The organism is Bacillus sp. 37MA (genome assembly GCF_000372765.1).
GTDB lineage: Bacteria > Bacillota > Bacilli > Bacillales > Domibacillaceae > Domibacillus > Domibacillus aminovorans.
In genome coordinates, this window is sequence record NZ_KB889752.1 from 537,121 (window position 1) to 555,425 (window position 18,305).

At 42.4% G+C, this 18,305-nt stretch carries 17 protein-coding genes; 15 read left to right on the forward strand and 2 right to left on the reverse strand.

What is annotated here, in order from left to right; genetic code table 11:
• Positions 1-78 precede the first annotated feature (78 nt).
• Both A3M5_RS0102875 and A3M5_RS0102880 read left to right on the forward strand, forming a co-directional pair.
• Positions 79-870: a patatin-like phospholipase family protein gene (locus A3M5_RS0102875; protein ID WP_018392250.1), complete on the forward strand. Its 792-nt coding sequence runs from the start codon at positions 79-81 to the stop codon at positions 868-870.
• The gene (locus A3M5_RS0102880; protein ID WP_034298431.1) at positions 849-1,904 is read left to right on the forward strand and encodes a SepM family pheromone-processing serine protease; all 1,056 of its coding nucleotides are present in this window, start codon (positions 849-851) and stop codon (positions 1,902-1,904) included. The genes A3M5_RS0102875 and A3M5_RS0102880 overlap by 22 nt, the downstream gene beginning before the upstream one ends.
• Here A3M5_RS0102880 and A3M5_RS0102885 read toward each other — a convergent pair.
• Positions 1,896-3,095, reverse strand: coding sequence for a nucleotidyltransferase (locus A3M5_RS0102885; RefSeq protein WP_018392252.1), 1,200 nt, complete (start codon positions 3,093-3,095; stop codon positions 1,896-1,898). The two genes, A3M5_RS0102880 and A3M5_RS0102885, sit on opposite strands and share 9 nt — an antisense overlap.
• A 146-nt stretch (positions 3,096-3,241) precedes the next feature.
• Between A3M5_RS0102885 and A3M5_RS0102890 the strand changes: the two genes are divergently transcribed.
• The 3 genes from A3M5_RS0102890 (at position 3,242) to A3M5_RS0102900 (ending at position 4,884) form a co-directional block, all read left to right on the forward strand.
• A complete protein-coding gene (locus A3M5_RS0102890; protein ID WP_018392253.1) occupies positions 3,242-3,772 on the forward strand; it encodes a YceD family protein in 531 nt (176 codons plus the stop codon).
• Between the two features lie 62 nt (positions 3,773-3,834).
• Positions 3,835-4,008, forward strand: coding sequence for a 50S ribosomal protein L32 (gene rpmF, locus A3M5_RS0102895; RefSeq protein WP_018392254.1), 174 nt, complete (start codon positions 3,835-3,837; stop codon positions 4,006-4,008).
• A gap of 111 nt (positions 4,009-4,119) precedes the next feature.
• Positions 4,120-4,884, forward strand: coding sequence for an enoyl-CoA hydratase/isomerase family protein (locus A3M5_RS0102900; RefSeq protein WP_018392255.1), 765 nt, complete (start codon positions 4,120-4,122; stop codon positions 4,882-4,884).
• 43 nt (positions 4,885-4,927) lie between these two features.
• Here A3M5_RS0102900 and A3M5_RS0102905 read toward each other — a convergent pair whose 3' ends face one another.
• Positions 4,928-5,383, reverse strand: a complete 456-nt coding sequence (locus tag A3M5_RS0102905) for an N-acetyltransferase (RefSeq protein WP_018392256.1) — start codon at positions 5,381-5,383, stop codon at positions 4,928-4,930.
• A 118-nt stretch (positions 5,384-5,501) separates the two neighbouring features.
• Between A3M5_RS0102905 and A3M5_RS0102910 the strand changes: the two genes are divergently transcribed.
• The 10 genes from A3M5_RS0102910 (at position 5,502) to murD (ending at position 18,233) form a co-directional block, all read left to right on the forward strand.
• A complete protein-coding gene (locus A3M5_RS0102910) occupies positions 5,502-6,389 on the forward strand; it encodes a 2-dehydropantoate 2-reductase (RefSeq protein ID WP_018392257.1) in 888 nt (295 codons plus the stop codon).
• Positions 6,390-6,592: 203 nt separating this feature from the next.
• A complete protein-coding gene (gene bshC / locus A3M5_RS0102915) occupies positions 6,593-8,209 on the forward strand; it encodes a bacillithiol biosynthesis cysteine-adding enzyme BshC (protein WP_018392258.1) in 1,617 nt (538 codons plus the stop codon).
• Positions 8,210-8,356: 147 nt separating this feature from the next.
• Positions 8,357-8,788 (forward strand): division/cell wall cluster transcriptional repressor MraZ, encoded by a 432-nt coding sequence (gene mraZ, locus A3M5_RS0102920; protein ID WP_026221563.1) that lies wholly within the window; start codon positions 8,357-8,359, stop codon positions 8,786-8,788.
• 22 nt (positions 8,789-8,810) lie between these two features.
• Positions 8,811-9,758: a 16S rRNA (cytosine(1402)-N(4))-methyltransferase RsmH gene (gene rsmH, locus A3M5_RS0102925; protein WP_034285764.1), complete on the forward strand. Its 948-nt coding sequence runs from the start codon at positions 8,811-8,813 to the stop codon at positions 9,756-9,758.
• Between the two features lie 11 nt (positions 9,759-9,769).
• Positions 9,770-10,120: a cell division protein FtsL gene (gene ftsL / locus A3M5_RS0102930; RefSeq protein WP_018392261.1), complete on the forward strand. Its 351-nt coding sequence runs from the start codon at positions 9,770-9,772 to the stop codon at positions 10,118-10,120.
• The gene (locus A3M5_RS0102935; RefSeq protein WP_018392262.1) at positions 10,117-12,324 is read left to right on the forward strand and encodes a penicillin-binding protein; all 2,208 of its coding nucleotides are present in this window, start codon (positions 10,117-10,119) and stop codon (positions 12,322-12,324) included. Before ftsL ends, A3M5_RS0102935 begins: the two co-directional genes overlap by 4 nt.
• A gap of 74 nt (positions 12,325-12,398) precedes the next feature.
• A complete protein-coding gene (locus A3M5_RS0102940; RefSeq protein WP_034298434.1) occupies positions 12,399-14,318 on the forward strand; it encodes a stage V sporulation protein D in 1,920 nt (639 codons plus the stop codon).
• Between the two features lie 125 nt (positions 14,319-14,443).
• The gene (locus A3M5_RS0102945) at positions 14,444-15,919 is read left to right on the forward strand and encodes a UDP-N-acetylmuramoyl-L-alanyl-D-glutamate--2,6-diaminopimelate ligase (protein ID WP_018392264.1); all 1,476 of its coding nucleotides are present in this window, start codon (positions 14,444-14,446) and stop codon (positions 15,917-15,919) included.
• Positions 15,916-16,887: a phospho-N-acetylmuramoyl-pentapeptide-transferase gene (mraY, locus tag A3M5_RS0102950; RefSeq protein ID WP_018392265.1), complete on the forward strand. Its 972-nt coding sequence runs from the start codon at positions 15,916-15,918 to the stop codon at positions 16,885-16,887. Before A3M5_RS0102945 ends, mraY begins: the two co-directional genes overlap by 4 nt.
• Entirely contained in the window at positions 16,884-18,233 is a 1,350-nt protein-coding gene (gene murD, locus A3M5_RS0102955) for a UDP-N-acetylmuramoyl-L-alanine--D-glutamate ligase (protein WP_018392266.1), read from the forward strand. The genes mraY and murD overlap by 4 nt, the downstream gene beginning before the upstream one ends.
• Positions 18,234-18,305: the final 72 nt, after the last annotated feature.

The window sequence follows — 18,305 nt, forward strand, 5'->3', positions numbered from 1 at the left end:
AATAAAAAATAGCTTGTACGAAAGGATATGCCGCGTACAGAAGAATAGAATGGATGTAAGGCGACAGGAGGTGTTTTCATGGCTGCTGAACCGAAAATTGGCCTCGCACTCGGATCAGGAGGAGCACGTGGATTTGCTCACGTTGGCGTCTTAAAAGTATTTCAGGAAGAAAAGATTCCCGTTCATATCATTGCAGGAAGCAGTATGGGCGCTCTTGTTGGTGCATTGTACGGAGCGGGACATAATATGGAGATGTTGTACAAATTGTCTTCTGCTTTTCAACGTAAATTCTTTCTCGACTGGATTGTACCGAAAATGGGCTTTATTGCGGGACGTAAAATAAAAGATTTTATCCGTCTTTTTACACACGGGAAACGAATCGAAGACTTAAATGTGCAACTGGCGATTGTTGCGACCGATATACAGGCAGCAGAAAAAGTTGTTTTTACGGAGGGGCCGATTGCGGAAGCGGTACGAGCAAGTATTGCGATACCAGGTATTTTGGTTCCGGAGAAAGTAAACGGGCGGTTGCTCATCGATGGCGGTGTGATCGACCGCGTGCCAGTGTCAGTGGCGAAAGAGATGGGGGCTGATATCGTCATTGGTGTCGATGTCACATCTGTGAAGAAAAATGCTGAAATAACCACCATTTTTGATGTCATTATGCAAAGTATTGATATTTTACAGCTTGAAATTATTGAAAGCAGAACGATGGCGTCGGATGTGATGATCCGGCCGTCTATCGATTCATACAATTCACGCGCATATACACACATTCCAGATATTATTGCAGCTGGAGAACGGGCAGCACGTGAACAAGTGGATCTGATTAAACAGCTGATTTCGGCATGGAAGGAAGAACAATTGTGAAAAATAAACGAACAGCGATAATCTATATTTTATTGATTGCCATTATTGCAGCTGCCTTTATTCCTCTCCCATTTTACGTAACAAAGCCAGGCGGCGCGCACGAGCTTGATCCGATTGTTCACGTCGATGGCGGTGATCACGATGATACAGGCACGTTAATGTTGACGACAATTAGCATGGGGCCGGCGAATATTTACTCCTATATATGGGCAAAATTTCGTGACTATGAAAAAATTTTACCAGAAGAAGACGTACGCTATCCATATGAATCGGATGAGGAATACAATGTAAGACAATATTATTTAATGAATACGTCCCAACAAAATGCGATTACCGTAGCATTCGATGAAGCCGGAAAAACGTACGATTGGACGTACAATGGCATTTTTGTGCTTGGCGTATTTCCAGGCATGCCGGCAGAAAAAGTGCTTGAAGCAGGAGACCGTATTACAGCAATTGATGGACAAAAGCTGAAAGAATCAAAAGAAATGACCGATTATGTACAGTCAAAAGAACCGGGTGAGACGGTGACGTTGATGTATGAGCGGGATAAGGAAGAAAACGAAGTGGAAATTGAACTAAGAGCTTTTCCAGAGTTGGATGGAAAATCAGGACTGGGCATTAGTTTGGCGGATGATCGGACATTGAAAAGTCATCCGAAAGTAACACTTAAAGCAGAAGAGATTGGGGGACCGTCTGCGGGGCTCATGTTCAGCCTGGAAATTTATGATCAGCTTGTTTCAGAGGATGTTGCTGCAGGGCTTCGAGTAGCAGGCACGGGAACGATTGCAAAAGATGGAACAGTTGGACGGATCGGGGGAATCGATCAAAAAGTGGTTGCAGCCGATCGGTCTGGCGCTGAAATCTTTTTTGCTCCGGATGATGAGTTGCCAGAACAAGGGGGGGATTTGCTGACCAATTATGAACAGGCAAAAAAAACGGCTGAAGACATAAAGACCGACATGAAAATTGTACCGGTCCAAACATTTTCAGACGCTGTTAACTACTTGGCTAATATTACCGTATCAAAGTAAAATAGGTGGTGCAGAAAACTCATGGTCTAAAAGCTGTTCTGTATAATGAGCAGGTGCTGTCGAGGCGGCAGCGTAAACGCGTGATGCTTTAATATCGAGCGAAAGCAAATCTACAGCGGCTGCTGTTCTGGATAGAAGCGGTACCGCCATCTCTTTTTTGATCGCCCGAATGTAGCTACGGCCATTTTCTGTCATCCCGAGCAGGCGGACAAAGGAAACATGTGCCGCTGCGTCGTTCATCTCTTTTTTATTCGTATTTGTTAACACGTGCGTCATCATGCGCTGGATCCTTGTCCACGTATACCGCTTCGTTTTTACCCGTTCCATAAACGAAAGGAATGTATTACTTTTTAAAGCTGCATCAATGAGCCGTGGACCGATGCCTTCTTCAATTTCATAAATAGCATTCAGATCATCTAAATGAATGGACAGAAGACGATAGCGGAGAAGAGGCCAGTACAATTCCCATGAATGGATCAACCCATTTTGCTTATGTTCTGTTAAAATGGATAGGACAGAATGAGGCAAAAAATGATCTGCCTGTTTTTGATCAAATAATAAATTTCGGATCGCCGTTGCGCTTGCGATATGTCCAGATGCCTGTTCATCATGATAACCGGCTCCTTGACGTAAAATCGTAAGCGGCTGCATGGGATGATTCAGTTCATTGTTCGCCGTTACATAATGAAAACCGAGTATATTGTTTGGTTTGGATAAATCAAGTGGCAAAGGCTGATCTTGAAAGAGCGTTTCTCTTGCCAGCGTCTGGGCGGTGGGATAACTGATCCCTTTTTTCATACTGGATCGGACATATTCATTCAGTGCTTCTCTTTCTTCGTAGAGACGAGCCGCGGTTTGAAGAAATGGATCCAATTGGCCCTCTTCACTGCCAAAACAAAACGATCGGCATTTCATATGATCAAGGATCTGAATGGCACCGGCAGCAAATGTTTCCGCTTTTTGTGTAGAAAAAGCATAGGGCAGCTCGACAACGATATCAACACCATTGGAAAGAGCCATCTTCGTCCGCGTCCATTTATCGACGAGTGCCGGTTCACCGCGCTGTAAAAAAGAGCCGCTCATGACCGCAATGAGGACGTCTGATTTTGCTTTGCGTTTCGTCTCGTTTACATGAAAAAAATGACCGTTATGAAATGGGTTATATTCAACGACAATACCAGCTGCGTTCATAGGAAAATTCCTTTCTTTATAAGAATGTACCTTCATTTTCAAAGATGGTGGAAAAAAAGTCAAACCGGCATTTCACTGTAAAGAAAATATATTGACAATCTATCAGGAGAGGGCTATAATTACTTTTGTTGCCTTGAGGTGATTAAATGAAATGGTCAATAATTCAACTGCAAAAATACCGCGACCGTGGTCTTGAAATCGACGAAATGGTCGATTTAACCGAACTAACAACGCTTGACAATGATATTCGCCGGATCTCACCTGTTCACGTAACAGGACGTGTGGATATTAGACATGACCAAGTTGTTTTCAATGTGAAAGCAACAGGGGAAATGATTGTCCCTTGTTCACGAACACTTGTTGACGTACCATACCCGTTCGACATTACCCTTACCGAAAGGTTTCTTTTGAAACCGGAAGAAGGCGAGTCATATGAAACGGATGATGTTCATCTGCCGGAAGGAAATGTCATTGACTTCCGTCCGTTATTAGAAGAAGCAATCATTCTGGAAGTACCGTTGCAAATATTTAGTGAAGAAGCAGACAAACATATTGTGCAATCAGGAAAAGATTGGACGTTTTATGAAAAAGAAGAAGAGCTTCCCGAAAAAGAGAAGCCGGCGGTAGATCCGCGTTTGGCGGGACTTCAAAACTTCTTTACGTCTGATGAAGAGTAATTGAGAAGTACAGCTATTCTGGCTTCATATAGTTTTTATTCCTTTAAGGAGGTGTATATCACATGGCAGTACCTGCTAGAAGAACATCCACTACACGCAAAAACAAACGCCGTACGCATTTCAAGTTGCAAGTGCCCGGTATGGTTTCTTGCCCGAACTGTGGTGAAATGAAACTTGCGCACCGCGTATGCAAAGAGTGCGGAACATATAAAGGTAAAGAAGTCGTTAGCAAATAAGACTTTTCTATTCTTTCAAAAAAGGCAGAGAGACCATGGCTCTCTGCCTTTTTTGTACTTGTTTTTCAAATTGTGAAAGCGCTACAATGAATGTGAGGGGGAATTCTTTTGATGGATTACATAGTCGAGTTGGATGAACAGAGCGGCATCTTATTATTTACGATTAAGCGGGAAGAAAAACGAAATGCAGTCAATTATGCGGTGATGGACGGTTTGAAAGCAGCAGTGGAGCGGGCAAAGAAGGACGATGTGCGAGTGCTTGCGATTACTGGGGTAGGAGAGCAAGCCTTTTGTTCTGGCGGAGACCTGTCCATTTTTCATGCACTCCGTACAGAAAAAGAAGCATATAACATGCTAGCAAAAATGGGTGACGTTTTATATAAGCTGGCGACATTGCCGAAGCCAACAGTCGCCCTATTGAATGGTTCAGCAGTAGGGGGCGGATGTGAAATTGCAGCGGCATGTGATTACCGTATTGCTCGTACAGGTGTGAAAATTGGGTTTATTCAAGGATGTATGGCCATTACAACTGGCTGGGGCGGCGGAACGCTTTTAATGGAGCGGATCGAACCTCGCTATGCATTTAAAATGCTGTCAGAAGCGGCTGTTTTTCGGGCAGAGCACCTTGATCAATTCGGTTTTATCGACCGGATAAGCGAGCAGGCTGAACTGTCAGAAGCAAGAGCTTTTTTCGAAAATGAACAGACAATAAAAATTTCGGTTCTGACCGCGTATAAAAAAATGCTGATCGCGAAATGGGAAGCCGGTGATTTACGAAATCGTATGAAGACGGAAATAAAAGAATGTGCGATTTTATGGGCACAGGATGCTCATCAAGAAGCAGTCGCATCATTTTTATCAAAAGATAAGCAATAAAAAAGCAAGCTGCCTCAATTTGAGACAGCACACTTTTTTAGAGTCAGCTTATTATCTGTGTGTCAACTGCGTTCGGATCCCAAATGAGACGTGTACTCGTTTCTGATACTGGAACAAAGTTCATTTTTTCCCAGAATGATTGTGATTTAACGCGTGGTTTCGTCATAATTGGCAATTGAAATGACTTGGCAAACTCTACAAGCATAAGGCCAAATCCTTTATGCTGGAATGCAGGCAAAACTTCAAGCTTCCAGATTTCCAAATATTTTTCGCTCATCGGAATTAAGTTCAGCTTATCTTCCCGTATATATAAACACATACGTGCGGCGAGACGGTCACCATAATAAATACCATAAAAAGGAGACGATGTATTATCTTCTACCATTGAAATGTGTAATTCTTCAAGCATGGATAGCTCCTCAAGCCCATACTCTTTAAACGATTTGAATTCCTCAATCGTTTTAAAATTCATTTTTAAATTTTCAACATTTAGCCCCATACGCTTTTCCCCCTTAGCCCTCAATCTTGACCTGTATGTTCACTTCTATTATATAATAAATATAAGCAAAAATGTAGCGGAATATTGTTAGCGCTTACATATATAGTGGGGGTCAAGTATGAACATTCATATTATTGGCGGTGGTGCCGTCGGATTATTTTTTGCCACGGAGTGGAGCCGCAATCATATTGTGACGCTGCAGACAAGAACGAAGCAACAGGCAGAACGAATTCAATCTGAAGGAATATGTGTGATCGAGAATGGAATTGAAACCGTTGATCATGTAGATTCAAAAATGATTGGAACTGTAACAGCGGATTTGATCGTCGTTGCGGTTAAACAATATCATATGGGAGAAATTATAAAGGTGTTACAAAACGCAGATGCACATGCTATTCTATTTATTCAAAACGGAATGAGTCATCTAGATTTGATGAATGAGCTGCCACAGAAGAACGTATATGTGGCATCAATTGAACATGGTATTGTCAAAATGGATGAGCGGACGATTCAAGTAAATGGGCGAAATAAAACGAATATCGGTATTTATCGAGGCGGAACCGAAACGATTATAGAAGACATTCAAACGAAATCTTTTCCTTTTGAATGGAGAGAAGATATTCAACATATGCTCATTGAAAAAATGGCAGCAAACGCCGTCATTAATCCACTGACGGCTGTGCTTCAAGTGAAGAATGGAGAGATTGCGGATAATGAGCAGTATCGTTCGATTGTGAAAGATCTTTGCCAGGAATTTGCATCTGTTTATCCATATAAAGCAGAAGAAGAGATCTTTCAATCTGTTCTCTCTATTTGTAACAAAACAGTAGACAATGAATCATCGATGTTAAAAGATGTAAAAGCAGGGAGACCTACTGAAATCGACGCGATCGTTGGTGTCCTGTTAAAAGAAGCGGAAAAACAGGATCAGTGTGTGCCTTCTTTTCATCTCTTATACAATATGGTCAAGGGGAAAGAAAATAAGCCTGGACTTATATCAAAATAAGTTCAGGATTTGTTTTTTTTCATGAGGGGAAACGCTCTTTTTTCAAACGATCAGCAAAACTGTCAACTAAATTACAATGATAATCATTATCAGATAAAAATTTTCTGAAATAATATTCAGAAAATAGGCACATTGTTTTTCCTTTCGTTCCATCAGATGGTATACTCAAACAAGAAAATTGTGCGCAGAAAGGAAGTACATTTATGGAACAAGAATGCATTTCTGTTCCCGCTTTAAATCGTTTTGCAAAAGACTACATAAGCGGAGATGAACAGACCGCTCCTTATTTTGATTATCATCCGTTCCATCAGACGGAGTTTGCGGCCAGAGCAGCGGATATACAAACGCGGCGATATGAACGCGAGAAGTTGGCAGACATTATTTACAACTATATGCAAACATTTCAAATGACGGAAGAAACGGAACGATCGCTCGCGAAACTGCGTGATGAGAAATCTCTTGTCGTCATTGGCGGACAGCAAGCGGGACTATTAACCGGCCCGCTTTATTCTATACATAAAATCATATCAATTATTCAACTCGCAGCCGATCAGGAAAAAAAATTAGGTCTTCCTATTGTGCCTGTTTTTTGGATCGCGGGTGAAGATCATGACCTTCTGGAAATTAATCATGTCTATGTAGAAAAAGAAGGCCAAATGCACAAAATAGGCTACCCGGAACGATTTATAAAAAAACAAATGGCTTCGGAAACGATCTACGACAAGGTCACGATGGAGAAGTGGGTTACATCTATTTTTTCCTGTATGAAAGAAACAAATCATACAAATCAGCTTCTGCAAGATGTGCTTCAAGCTGTTCATCAGCACGATACATTGACTGCTTTTTTTGCACAGTTAACGCAAACGCTGTTTAGCAAGTATGGTCTTTTGCTTATTGATGCAGCGGACCCAGCGTTAAGACAACTAGAAGTTCCATTTTTTAAACGATTAATTATAGAAAATAAACAACTGGCTGCATCGGTTACCGGAGCGCAAGAAGAAATCAAAAAAGCAGCATACACATTAGCGATTGAAACGGGAGAACAGCCAGCTAACTTATTTTTAATTGAAGATGGTGAACGCCATTTACTTGAAAGGGACGGCGATCTATATCGAAGTAAAAGCGGGCGTTCTTATTCAGAAAGCGAATTGCTTGAACTGCTTGAAATGTCACCGCATACCTTCAGCAACAATGTCGTTACCCGTCCGTTAATGCAGGAATGGCTATTTCCGACGCTTGCATTTATTGCAGGTCCAGGTGAAATTGCCTACTGGGCAGAACTGAATCGCGCGTTTCATCATTTCGAGATGAAAATGCCAGTGATTGTGCCGCGTGTCAATATTTCGATTGTCGAACGTCCCATTGCGGGAATCGCTGCTGAAATCGATTTGACGATGGAACAGATCATTCAGTCGGGCGTCAAAATGGAAAAAGCAGCGTATATTGAGTCGGTCCGTGATCATCATTTGCATGATCTGGTAGCTGAAATGAAAGCGGATCTTTTTGCAAGTTATGAGAAAATCGAGCAGCGGGCAAGTAAGCTTCATAACGGGCTGATGCCGATTGTTGAAAAAAACAAAGCGTATCATGAACGACAAATTGAATTTTTAATTCAAAAAAGTGATGCCGTGCTTGAACAAACACATGCGGCAACTTTACTGCGTTTTGATCGTCTTGAATCGGCGCTGCATCCGGGCGGCCCGCAAGAAAGAATATGGAATATTTATTCCTTTTTAAATACGTATGGACCATCGTTTATCGAGAAGTTAATGGAACAGTCATTTGACCATAAAGGGGACCATTATCTTATCTATATGTGAAGCAAAAGTCTGCCTTTTTGGCAGGCTTTTTTTCAGGTTGAAAAAGAAAAAAGACATGAAGAAAACAAAGGATGTAGGAAGAAATGAAAATGGTGGTGCAAAGTGGGGGGATGTGGTAAAGTTAGGTTAGAAAGTGGGGAAGCAGCGATGTTCATGGGCGAATACCGTCATACAATTGATGAAAAAGGAAGAGTCATTATCCCAGCAAAGTTTCGTGAGGATTTCGACAAAACGATCATCGTGACGAGAGGCCTTGATAAATGCTTGTTTTTATACCCGCCGTGCGAATGGAAAGTGCTTGAAGAGAAGCTGTTAACATTGCCGCTGACGAAAAAAGATGCGAGGGCCTTTACCCGATTCTTTTTTTCAGGAGCTAATGACTGTCCGCTCGATAAGCAGGGCCGCATTAATTTACCAGACCTGCTTATGAAGTATGCATCGCTTGAAAAAGACTGTGTCATTGTAGGCGTCTCGAACCGGATGGAGATATGGAATACTTCAAAATGGAACGATTACCTCGCCCTATCGGAACAGTCCTACTCGGATATCGCTGAAAGTTTAACGGATTTTGATTTATAAATGTGATTGGACTGATATGAAAATGGAATTTAATCATACGACCGTGCTATTGCGTGAAACGGTCGATGGGCTTAATATTCGCCCAGATGGAATTTATGTAGACTGTACATTGGGTGGAGCAGGCCACAGCGAATACTTGTTGTCTCAGCTTGGTCCAGATGGAAAATTGTATGCGTTTGACCAAGACGAAACAGCCATTGAACATGCGAAAAAACGTCTCGCCACGTTTGGTGACCGGGTCGTTTTTATAAAAAGCAATTTTGAACACATAAAAAGTGAACTGAAAAGCCGCGGCATAACGGGTGTAGATGGGATTCTATATGATCTTGGTGTTTCATCCCCACAATTGGATACACCGGAACGAGGGTTTAGCTATCATCACGATGCACCACTTGATATGCGCATGGATAAAAGTGCCGCTTTGTCTGCTTATGATGTCGTAAATGATTGGCCATTTGAGCAACTCGTTCGCATTTTTTTTAAATACGGAGAAGAAAAATTTTCGAAGCAAATTGCCCGTAAAATTGAAGCGGCACGTGAAAAAAAACCGGTGGAAACAACTGGTGAACTGACAGAATTAATTAAAGAAGCTATTCCAGCACCAGCTAGACGAAAAGGCGGGCATCCGGCTAAACGCGTTTTCCAAGCGATCCGTATTGCGGTGAATGATGAACTTGGGGTGTTTGAGCGTTCGCTTGACGATGCGATAGCTCTTTTAAATATAAATGGGCGTATTAGCGTCATTACATTTCATTCGCTTGAAGACCGTATTTGTAAAACAGTGTTTAAAGAAGCGTCAAAAGGACCAGAACTGCCGTCTGGATTACCGATCATACCTGAAGAATTTGAGCCTGTTTTAAAACTTGTGACTAGAAAACCAATTATGCCAGCGGAAGAAGAATTAGAAGAAAACAATCGGGCACGATCCGCAAAACTGCGCATTGCAGAAAAAAGAAAGACAACCGTTTAGGGGGGATCAAGATGAACAATACAGCGAAACAACCAATCATTGAACAACCGAAAACGTCGTCTGTCAAGCAGCGCAAAATGAATAAGCACTTCTTTACCCCGGGTGAAAAAGTATTATTTGTTGTTTTTGTTCTGACTGTTTGTTTTATGTGCGCAAAACTCATTTCTACACAGGCAGCAATTTATGAAACGAATAAACAAATACAGGACATGAATGCAAAAGTTCAGGAACAAGAAAAAGTGAATCGCGACCTCGACATGCAAATTAGTGAAGAAAGCACATATGAAAAGATATGGGAACGTGCAAAGGCAATGGGTCTTGATTTAAGTGATCAAAACATTAAGGTTGTTGAACCGAAATGATTGAAAATAGAAATAATCAAAAGATAGGAGCTGCGATCCTTTTTGTTGGATTCGCCCTCCTCTTTTTTATCTTATTTTCGCGAGTACTATTCATTCAAGCAACTGGTAAAGCAGACGGACATGAGTTGAAAAATGAAGCACTCGAAAAATATAGACGAACGGATGTATTAGAAGCTAAACGAGGCACGATATACGACGCGAATAATGAAGTCATTGCAGAGGACACATCATCGTTTACAATTGCAGCAATATTAGATGCGTCTGTGACAACGGACCAAAAAGAACCTAATCATGTGACTGATCCAGAGAAAACAGCGAAAGTCCTTGCTAAATATCTCGACATGGAAGAAGTGGAAATACTAAAGCGATTAAAAAAAGATGGTGATCCGTTTCAAGTAGAGTTTGGTAGCGCTGGTCGTGGTTTGTCTAACAGTGTGAAACGCAAAATTGAAGATGAAAATTTGCCGGGTATCACGTTTATCCGCCAAGCAAAACGATTTTACCCGAATGGTAAATTTGCTTCTCACTTAATTGGCTTTACGCAGCAAATAGAAGAAGAGGGGAAAGACGGTAAAATTACGTTTGAAACAGAAGGACAAATGGGGATTGAAAAGTCTTATGAGAAATATTTAAAGGGGAAAGACGGTAAAATTCGTTATACGAGCGATTTGTGGGGATATTTATTGCCAGACCGTCACGAAATGGTCGCTGAACCAGAAGACGGAAATGATATTTACTTAACGATTAATTCTAAGATTCAAACATTTCTTGAAGATGCGTTAAATGAGGTGGAAGCGCAATATGATCCATCAAAAGCATTTGCGATTGTAGCGGAAGCAAAAACAGGAAAGATTTTAGCGATGAGTCAGCGGCCGACATTTCATCCAGGTACACGTGAAGGGCTGGATGTCAATTGGATGAATGATCTTGTTGAATATTCATATGAACCGGGCTCAACGATGAAAATATTTACGCTTGCAGCGGCCATTGAAGAGGGTGTATTTAATGGGGAAGAAACGTATCAATCAGGTACTTATCAAGTTGGTCCGAACCGTGTAAGAGACCATAATGGCGGCGCAGGATGGGGAGAAATCACTTATGCGGAAGGCATACAGCGGTCTTCTAATGTCGCAATGGCCAAACTTCTGGAGAAAATGACACCGGGTGTTTTCCGTCAATACTTGGAAGACTTTCATTTTGGGCAAAAAACAGGTATTCAACTGCCGAATGAAGCGTCGGGAAGTATATTATATAATTTCCCGCTTGAGCAAGTGACAACCTCATTTGGTCAAGGAACAACGGTGACCGCTATGCAGATGATTCAAGGTGCAACTGCGATTGCAAATAATGGGAAAATGATGAAACCATATGTCATTGATAAAATTGCCGATAATGAGACTGGTGACACGATCATTAACGTAGAACCAGAAGTTGTTGGTGAACCCATCTCCAAAAAAACGGCTGACGAAACACTGGATGTGCTTGAGACCGTTTTGACAGCTGAAGAAGGAACCGGTAAAACTTATCAAATTGAAGGCTATGATGTAGCAGGGAAAACGGGAACGGCACAGCTTGTTGGGAAAGATGGAAAATATTTAACTGGAGCAAGCAACTACTTATTTTCATTCATGGGCATAGCACCAAAAGATGACCCTGAGCTGATTGTCTATGTAGCAGTCGCACAGCCAAAGCTGGAAAATGAATCAGGTTCTGCCCCTGTTTCAAGGATATTCAATCCTGTTATGAGGAACAGCCTTCAATATTTGAATGTAAAACCAGCTGAAAATATTGTCTCCAAAACAGTGGAATTAAAAGATTTTACAGGTGAAAAAACATTTAAAGCGCGCGAAGCATATGAAAAATATGGAGTAGATCCTGTCATTATTGGAACAGGAAACAAAATTGTTAAACAGGTGCCAGCAGCTGGAGAGAAGATGTTACAAGGTGAAAAAGCTGTGCTTCTTACATCGGATAACTGGACAATGCCTGACATGACAGGATGGGCGATCCGTGACGTTATGAAAATAACCGAAATTGTCGGACTGAAACTAAGCTATTCCGGTACAGGGTACGTCATATCACAAAATATTGAGACGGATAGTGTATTGAAAGAAGGACAAAAATTAATCGTGCAGCTTGAACAGCAAGGAAACGTGGAAGAAGCGAATGAAAAGGCAAAAGAAGATTCTGATCAACCCCGCTAATTGATAAAAACCGTTATGGATGACGGATTCCATAACGGTTTTTTGTCAATTTTTCTTTTTTTCTGCATATAGTCATGGAGGGGAGAAAGGAGAGGGAATCTTTGCGCAACAGAATGTTTTGGCTTCTTGCTGTTTCACTCATAGCCTTTACAGCCCTCATTGTTCGCACGGCCTATATTCAGTTGTCAATCGGTAGCGAGTTAACCGAAAAAGCGGAAGAACTATGGGGAAGAAGCATTCCTGCTCAGCCGGAGCGTGGCTTTATTAAAGACCGAAATGGAACAGTTCTTGTTGGAAATAAACATACATCATCTGTTTACGTGATTCCAGCACAAATTGAAGATGCTCAAACAGCAGCGCGTAAGCTGGCCACTATTTTGAATGAAAAAGAATCCATTTTATTGGAAAGAATGACGAAGCGCTCATCGATTGAACGCCTTCAATCAAGAGGTCGGAATCTTTCAGTTGAAACAGCCAGGCAAGTAACGAAATTGCAGTTGAAAGGTGTATGGGTTGGAGAAGATTCGATCCGGGATTACGTATTGAATGAACGCCTTGCTCACGTTATTGGTTTTACCGGTGTAGATAATCAGGGACTGGCAGGAATCGAAGCATACTACGATAAAAAGTTAGCAGGAACAGCCGGTTCCGTTCAAATGTACACCGACGCGAAAGGAGAAAAAATGCCAGGTATGGCTGATAGCTATATACCGCCTGAAGACGGAATGGATTTGCAACTAACGATCGATGCAAAAATTCAAGCCGTAGTTGAACGAGAACTAGACATCGCGGAAAAAATGTACAAGCCGGAAGGGGCAATGGCGATTGCGATGGATCCGAACAGCGGTGAAATACTAGCCATGTCATCCCGGCCGTCATACAATCCGTCATCATTTGGGGATTATGACCCGGATGTGTATAACCGAAATTTGCCGGTGTGGAGTACATTTGAACCGGGTTCAACATTTAAAATTATTACACTAGCGGCGGCGCTAGAAGAAAAGAAAGTTGATCTTGATCAAGAACATTTTCATGATCCAGGCTATGTAGTCGTCAATGGGACCAGACTGCGCTGTTGGAAACGAGGAGGACATGGTCATCAAACGTTTCTTGAAGTCGTTGAAAATTCATGTAATCCGGGCTTCGTTGAAATGGGGAGCCGTCTCGGTGAAAAAACACTCTTCCAATATATTCGTAAATTTGGATTTGGACAAAAAACGGGTATTGATTTATATGGGGAAGGAACAGGTATTTTATTTACAGAGCAGTCAGCGGGTCCTGTTGAAGATGCAACAACGGCCTTTGGACAGGGGGTAGCCGTCACACCTATCCAACAGGTTACCGCGGTTTCAGCAGCCGTCAACGGTGGTATACTGTATCGTCCGTATGTAGCGATGAACTGGACGGATCCGAAAACGGGGAAAGTAATGATTGAAAACGAGCCGAAAAAAGTAAGGCGTGTCGTCTCAGAGGAAACTTCGAGTGAAGTTCGTCGGGCACTTGAAAGTGTCGTCGCAAAAGGAACCGGTCGAAACGCGTTTGTAGAAGGCTACCGGATTGGCGGGAAAACAGGAACTGCGCAAAAAGCGAAAGACGGACGTTATTTAGAAAATAATCATATCGTTTCGTTTATCGCTGTGGCACCGTCTAACGATCCGAAAGTGGTCATTTATACAGCGATCGATAACCCGAAAGGAACGGTACAATTTGGCGGAACGGTAGTCGCACCGATTGTCGGGAAGATGATGGCTGATGTACTGCCACTGCTCGGTGTCAAACCGCAAAAAAATCAGATAGAAAAAGAAAAAACGTGGAATGACCCCGATATGATCGAAGTGCCTAATCTTGTTGGTTTGACGAAGCAAGAATTAAAAGAGCAATTAATTAATGTTGATATTGAAATTGAAGGCAGTGGTGAAACAGTAGCATCGCAGTCACCATCAGCAGGTGTTAAAGTAGAAAGAGGCAGTAAAGTGCGCGTTTTATTAAAATAATTGAGCGAAGCCGCCGAAAATTACCGAAACAGGCTGAAAAGCATTCGCTTCGGTGGCTTTTTTTCGTTACAATAGAAATCTCAGGAATTGTACATATTGTTCTTTAATAGAAAGGATTGAAAAGTGTGGACTTATCAACTTTGCTCGCGGCCATTCCATTTTACAGTCAGGATAAAGTGGGGAATCCGGCAGTTACATCGATTGAAAACGACCACCGTCTTGTCTCTGACGGGTCGATTTTTATTTGTATAAAAGGGTATACATTTGATGGCCATAGTGCGGCAAAAGAAGCAGCAGCAAAAGGAGCGGTAGCCATTATTGCCGAGCAGCCGGTAGATGTACCGGTACCTGTTATTTATGTGCGCAGTACGAAAAGAGTAATGGCGCAGCTGGCTGCGCATTTTTATGAACACCCAACTGAATCATTTCATCTCATTGCTATTACCGGTACGAATGGAAAAACGACGACGAGTCATTTGATCGAAGAAATTCTTCGGGCCAACGGCGAGACGACTGGCTTAATCGGGACGATGTATATGAAAATTGGTGATGAAATGATTGAAACGAAAAACACAACGCCGGAAAGCTTAACATTGCAAAAAACGTTTGCGAAGATGAAGAGCGCAGGTGTCTCATCTGCTGTGATGGAAGTATCCTCTCACGCACTGCAAGAGGGCCGTACGAATGGTACACAGTTTAATGTGGCGGTCTTTACAAATTTAACGCAGGACCATCTTGATTTTCATCGGACAATGGATGAATATCGGACAGCGAAAGGCCTTCTGTTCGCACGTCTTGGCAATTCGTTTCATGCAGGGAATCAAGCCTTCGCCGTGCTCAATGTGGACGATGAGGCATCACGCGTATATGAAGCGATGACAGCCGCTTCTGTCGTTACTTACGGTATCGAACACCACGCGGATATTCAAGCGAAGGATATTCGCCTTACGTCAGAAGGAACGGCATTTACTATTCATTATCCAGGTGGAACGATTGATATTCAGTCCAAATTAGCGGGATTGTTCAATGTATATAATGTACTTGCAGCGTTTGCAGCAGGGTTCGTTTCATCTGTTACAGCGGAAACAATGAAATTGGCACTTGAACGAGTAAGTGGTGTAGCGGGCCGATTTGAAATGGTACCAAACGAAAGTGGTATTTCCGTTATTGTCGATTATGCTCACACACCGGACAGTCTCGTTAACGTGCTTCAAACCGTTCGTCCACTGACGACCGGGCGGGTCATGGTCATCGTTGGATGCGGGGGCGATCGAGATAAAATGAAGCGGCCATTAATGGCACAGGCAGCTTGTCAGTATGCAGATGTAGCAATCTTTACATCGGACAACCCTCGAAGTGAAGATCCGGCGGCCATTTTAGCCGATATGGAAGCAGGCGTGATTGGACAGCAGTATACGGTCATTGGCGAAAGGAAAGAAGCGATTCACCAGGCCATCGCTTTGGCAAAACCGGGTGACGCTGTTGTGATTGCCGGCAAAGGACATGAAACATATCAAATTATTGGTCAGGATGTGATTCATTTTGATGACCGTGAAGTCGCAAAAGAAGCGTTTGGTGACAAGACAGGAGGGATCGCATGAGTGAATGGCAGATTGGATTAGTCATCGCTGTTTCCTTTTTTATAACGGTTCTCATTGCACCGTTATTTATTCCATTTTTACGCCGGCTAAAATTTGGGCAGAGTATTCGAGAAGAAGGACCAGAGTCGCATCAGCAAAAATCGGGTACACCGACGATGGGCGGTCTCGTTTTTTTACTGTCCATCGTAATCACAACATTGTTTTTCGTGCAGTTGTTTGGATCGGTAGGCCCAGAAACGATTTTATTGTTGCTTGTCACAATTGGTTTCGGGCTGCTTGGCTTCCTCGATGATTTCATTAAAGTTGTCATGAAACGGAACCTTGGATTGACATCTTTGCAAAAATTAATCGGGCAAATTGTCATTTCTGTTATATTTTATATTATTTATGCACAACATGGATTATCAACAGAGCTATCATTCGGATTCTTTTCGATTGATATTGGGATTCTATATGCCTTGTTCGTCTTATTTTGGCTTGTCGGATTTTCAAATGCTGTCAATTTAACAGATGGACTAGACGGTCTTGTATCCGGCACTGCATCCGTTGCATTTGGTGCCTACGCGGTTATCGCATGGAGTCAGGGGCTTGAAGAAACAGCGATTTTTGCTTTTGCCGTTGTCGGTGCAGTTATCGGCTTTCTTGTATTCAATGCTTATCCGGCGCACGTTTTCATGGGTGACACCGGTTCACTGGCGCTCGGTGGTGCGATTGCAGTATTATCTATTTTAACGAAATTTGAATTTTTATTATTGTTAATTGGTATCGTTTTTGTTGCAGAAACGCTGTCGGTTATTTTACAAGTGTGGTCTTTTAAAACAAGAGGTAAACGAATTTTTAGAATGAGCCCGCTGCACCATCATTTTGAACTTGGCGGCTGGTCAGAATGGCGCGTTGTCGTTACGTTCTGGTTTGTCGGGGTTGTGGCTGCAGCGATTGGCGTCTGGATTGGAGTATGGAATTTATGAAGCAAATCAATCAGTATAATGGAAAAAAAGTGCTCGTGCTCGGTCTTGCAAAAAGCGGACTTGCGGCAGCGACTCTATTGAAAAAATTAGGAGCAGTCGTTACTGTTAACGACGGTAAACCACTTGAAGAAAATGAGGCGGCAAGGACCCTTCAGGCAGAAGGGATCAATGTCATTTGCGGAAGCCATCCGCTTGAACTTCTCGATGAAGGATTTGAAGTCGTCGTTAAAAACCCGGGTATTCCGTATTCGAACCCTATTATTTCAACAGCAGTGCTACGAGGCATTCCGGTCATTACAGAAGTAGAAATCGCGGGACTCATTTCAGAAGCGCCTTTCATCGGCATTACTGGAACGAACGGAAAGACAACGACGACGACATTAATTAATGAAATGATGAAAGAAGATGGCAAAGGGACAGTACTAGCTGGAAATATAGGGGAAGTCGCATCGGAAGTTGTGCAAAGAGCAAAACCGGACGACCGTGTTGTGATCGAACTATCCTCATTTCAGTTGATGGGCATTCAAACGTTCCGCCCGCATATCGCGATTATTACAAATATTTATGACGCGCATCTGGATTATCATGGTTCAAAAGAAGAATACGCCGGTGCGAAAATGAATATTACGAAAAACCAGACAGAAGAAGATTATTTGATTATTAACGCTGACCAGCAAGCACTTCTGTCGATGGCAGGTTCGAGTCAAGCGGCGGTTATTCCATTTTCAGTGAATCAAATAGTGAAAAATGGAGCGTATATTAAAGAAGGAACTATTTTTTTTCAAGAGGAAGCAATTATGCATACAGAGGACGTTGCATTGCCAGGTAATCATAACCTCGAAAATATTTTATCGGCGGTTGCGGCTGTAAAACTGTCGGGTGTTTCGAATGAAGCAATCTGCCATGTTCTAAAAACATTTGCAGGTGTTCGCCACCGGACCCAGTTTGTCCGTGAATGGAACGGCCGGAAGTTTTACAATGATTCAAAAGCGACAAATACACTGGCAACGAAAAGTGCATTAACAGCTTTCAAGTCACCGATCGTTCTTCTTGCAGGAGGGCTGGACCGCGGCAATGAATTTGATGATTTACTTCCACATTTAACATCAGTAAAAGCGATTATTGCATTTGGAGAGACAGCTGAAAAATGGAAAAATACAGCTGCGAAAGCGGGAATTTCATTATTTGAAAAAGCCGATTATATGACCGATGCAGTAGAAAGAGCTGTTTCATTGTCAGAGGAAGGTGACGTTGTTCTTTTGTCACCGTCCTGTGCGAGCTGGGATCAATATAAAACATTTGAAGAGCGCGGCGACATATTTATTAATTGCGTGAATACACTATAAGAAAGAGCCGGAGCCGGATGAGGCTCCGGCTCTTATTTTTGGTATTGGAAAGGAGTGCAGAATCGTTTTCAG

Coding starts and splice junctions, on each gene's coding strand:
- ftsL (WP_018392261.1), top strand. CDS start 9,770: ATGAACAATACAGCGAAACAACCAATCATTGAACAACCGAAAACGTCG.
- A3M5_RS0102935 (WP_018392262.1), top strand. CDS start 10,117: ATGATTGAAAATAGAAATAATCAAAAGATAGGAGCTGCGATCCTTTTT.
- A3M5_RS0102885 (WP_018392252.1), bottom strand. CDS start 3,095: ATGAACGCAGCTGGTATTGTCGTTGAATATAACCCATTTCATAACGGT.
- rpmF (WP_018392254.1), top strand. CDS start 3,835: ATGGCAGTACCTGCTAGAAGAACATCCACTACACGCAAAAACAAACGC.
- A3M5_RS0102905 (WP_018392256.1), bottom strand. CDS start 5,383: ATGGGGCTAAATGTTGAAAATTTAAAAATGAATTTTAAAACGATTGAG.
- A3M5_RS0102900 (WP_018392255.1), top strand. CDS start 4,120: ATGGATTACATAGTCGAGTTGGATGAACAGAGCGGCATCTTATTATTT.
- mraZ (WP_026221563.1), top strand. CDS start 8,357: ATGTTCATGGGCGAATACCGTCATACAATTGATGAAAAAGGAAGAGTC.
- mraY (WP_018392265.1), top strand. CDS start 15,916: ATGAGTGAATGGCAGATTGGATTAGTCATCGCTGTTTCCTTTTTTATA.
- rsmH (WP_034285764.1), top strand. CDS start 8,811: ATGGAATTTAATCATACGACCGTGCTATTGCGTGAAACGGTCGATGGG.
- A3M5_RS0102890 (WP_018392253.1), top strand. CDS start 3,242: ATGAAATGGTCAATAATTCAACTGCAAAAATACCGCGACCGTGGTCTT.
- A3M5_RS0102875 (WP_018392250.1), top strand. CDS start 79: ATGGCTGCTGAACCGAAAATTGGCCTCGCACTCGGATCAGGAGGAGCA.
- murD (WP_018392266.1), top strand. CDS start 16,884: ATGAAGCAAATCAATCAGTATAATGGAAAAAAAGTGCTCGTGCTCGGT.
- A3M5_RS0102880 (WP_034298431.1), top strand. CDS start 849: ATGGAAGGAAGAACAATTGTGAAAAATAAACGAACAGCGATAATCTAT.
- bshC (WP_018392258.1), top strand. CDS start 6,593: ATGGAACAAGAATGCATTTCTGTTCCCGCTTTAAATCGTTTTGCAAAA.
- A3M5_RS0102940 (WP_034298434.1), top strand. CDS start 12,399: ATGGAGGGGAGAAAGGAGAGGGAATCTTTGCGCAACAGAATGTTTTGG.
- A3M5_RS0102910 (WP_018392257.1), top strand. CDS start 5,502: ATGAACATTCATATTATTGGCGGTGGTGCCGTCGGATTATTTTTTGCC.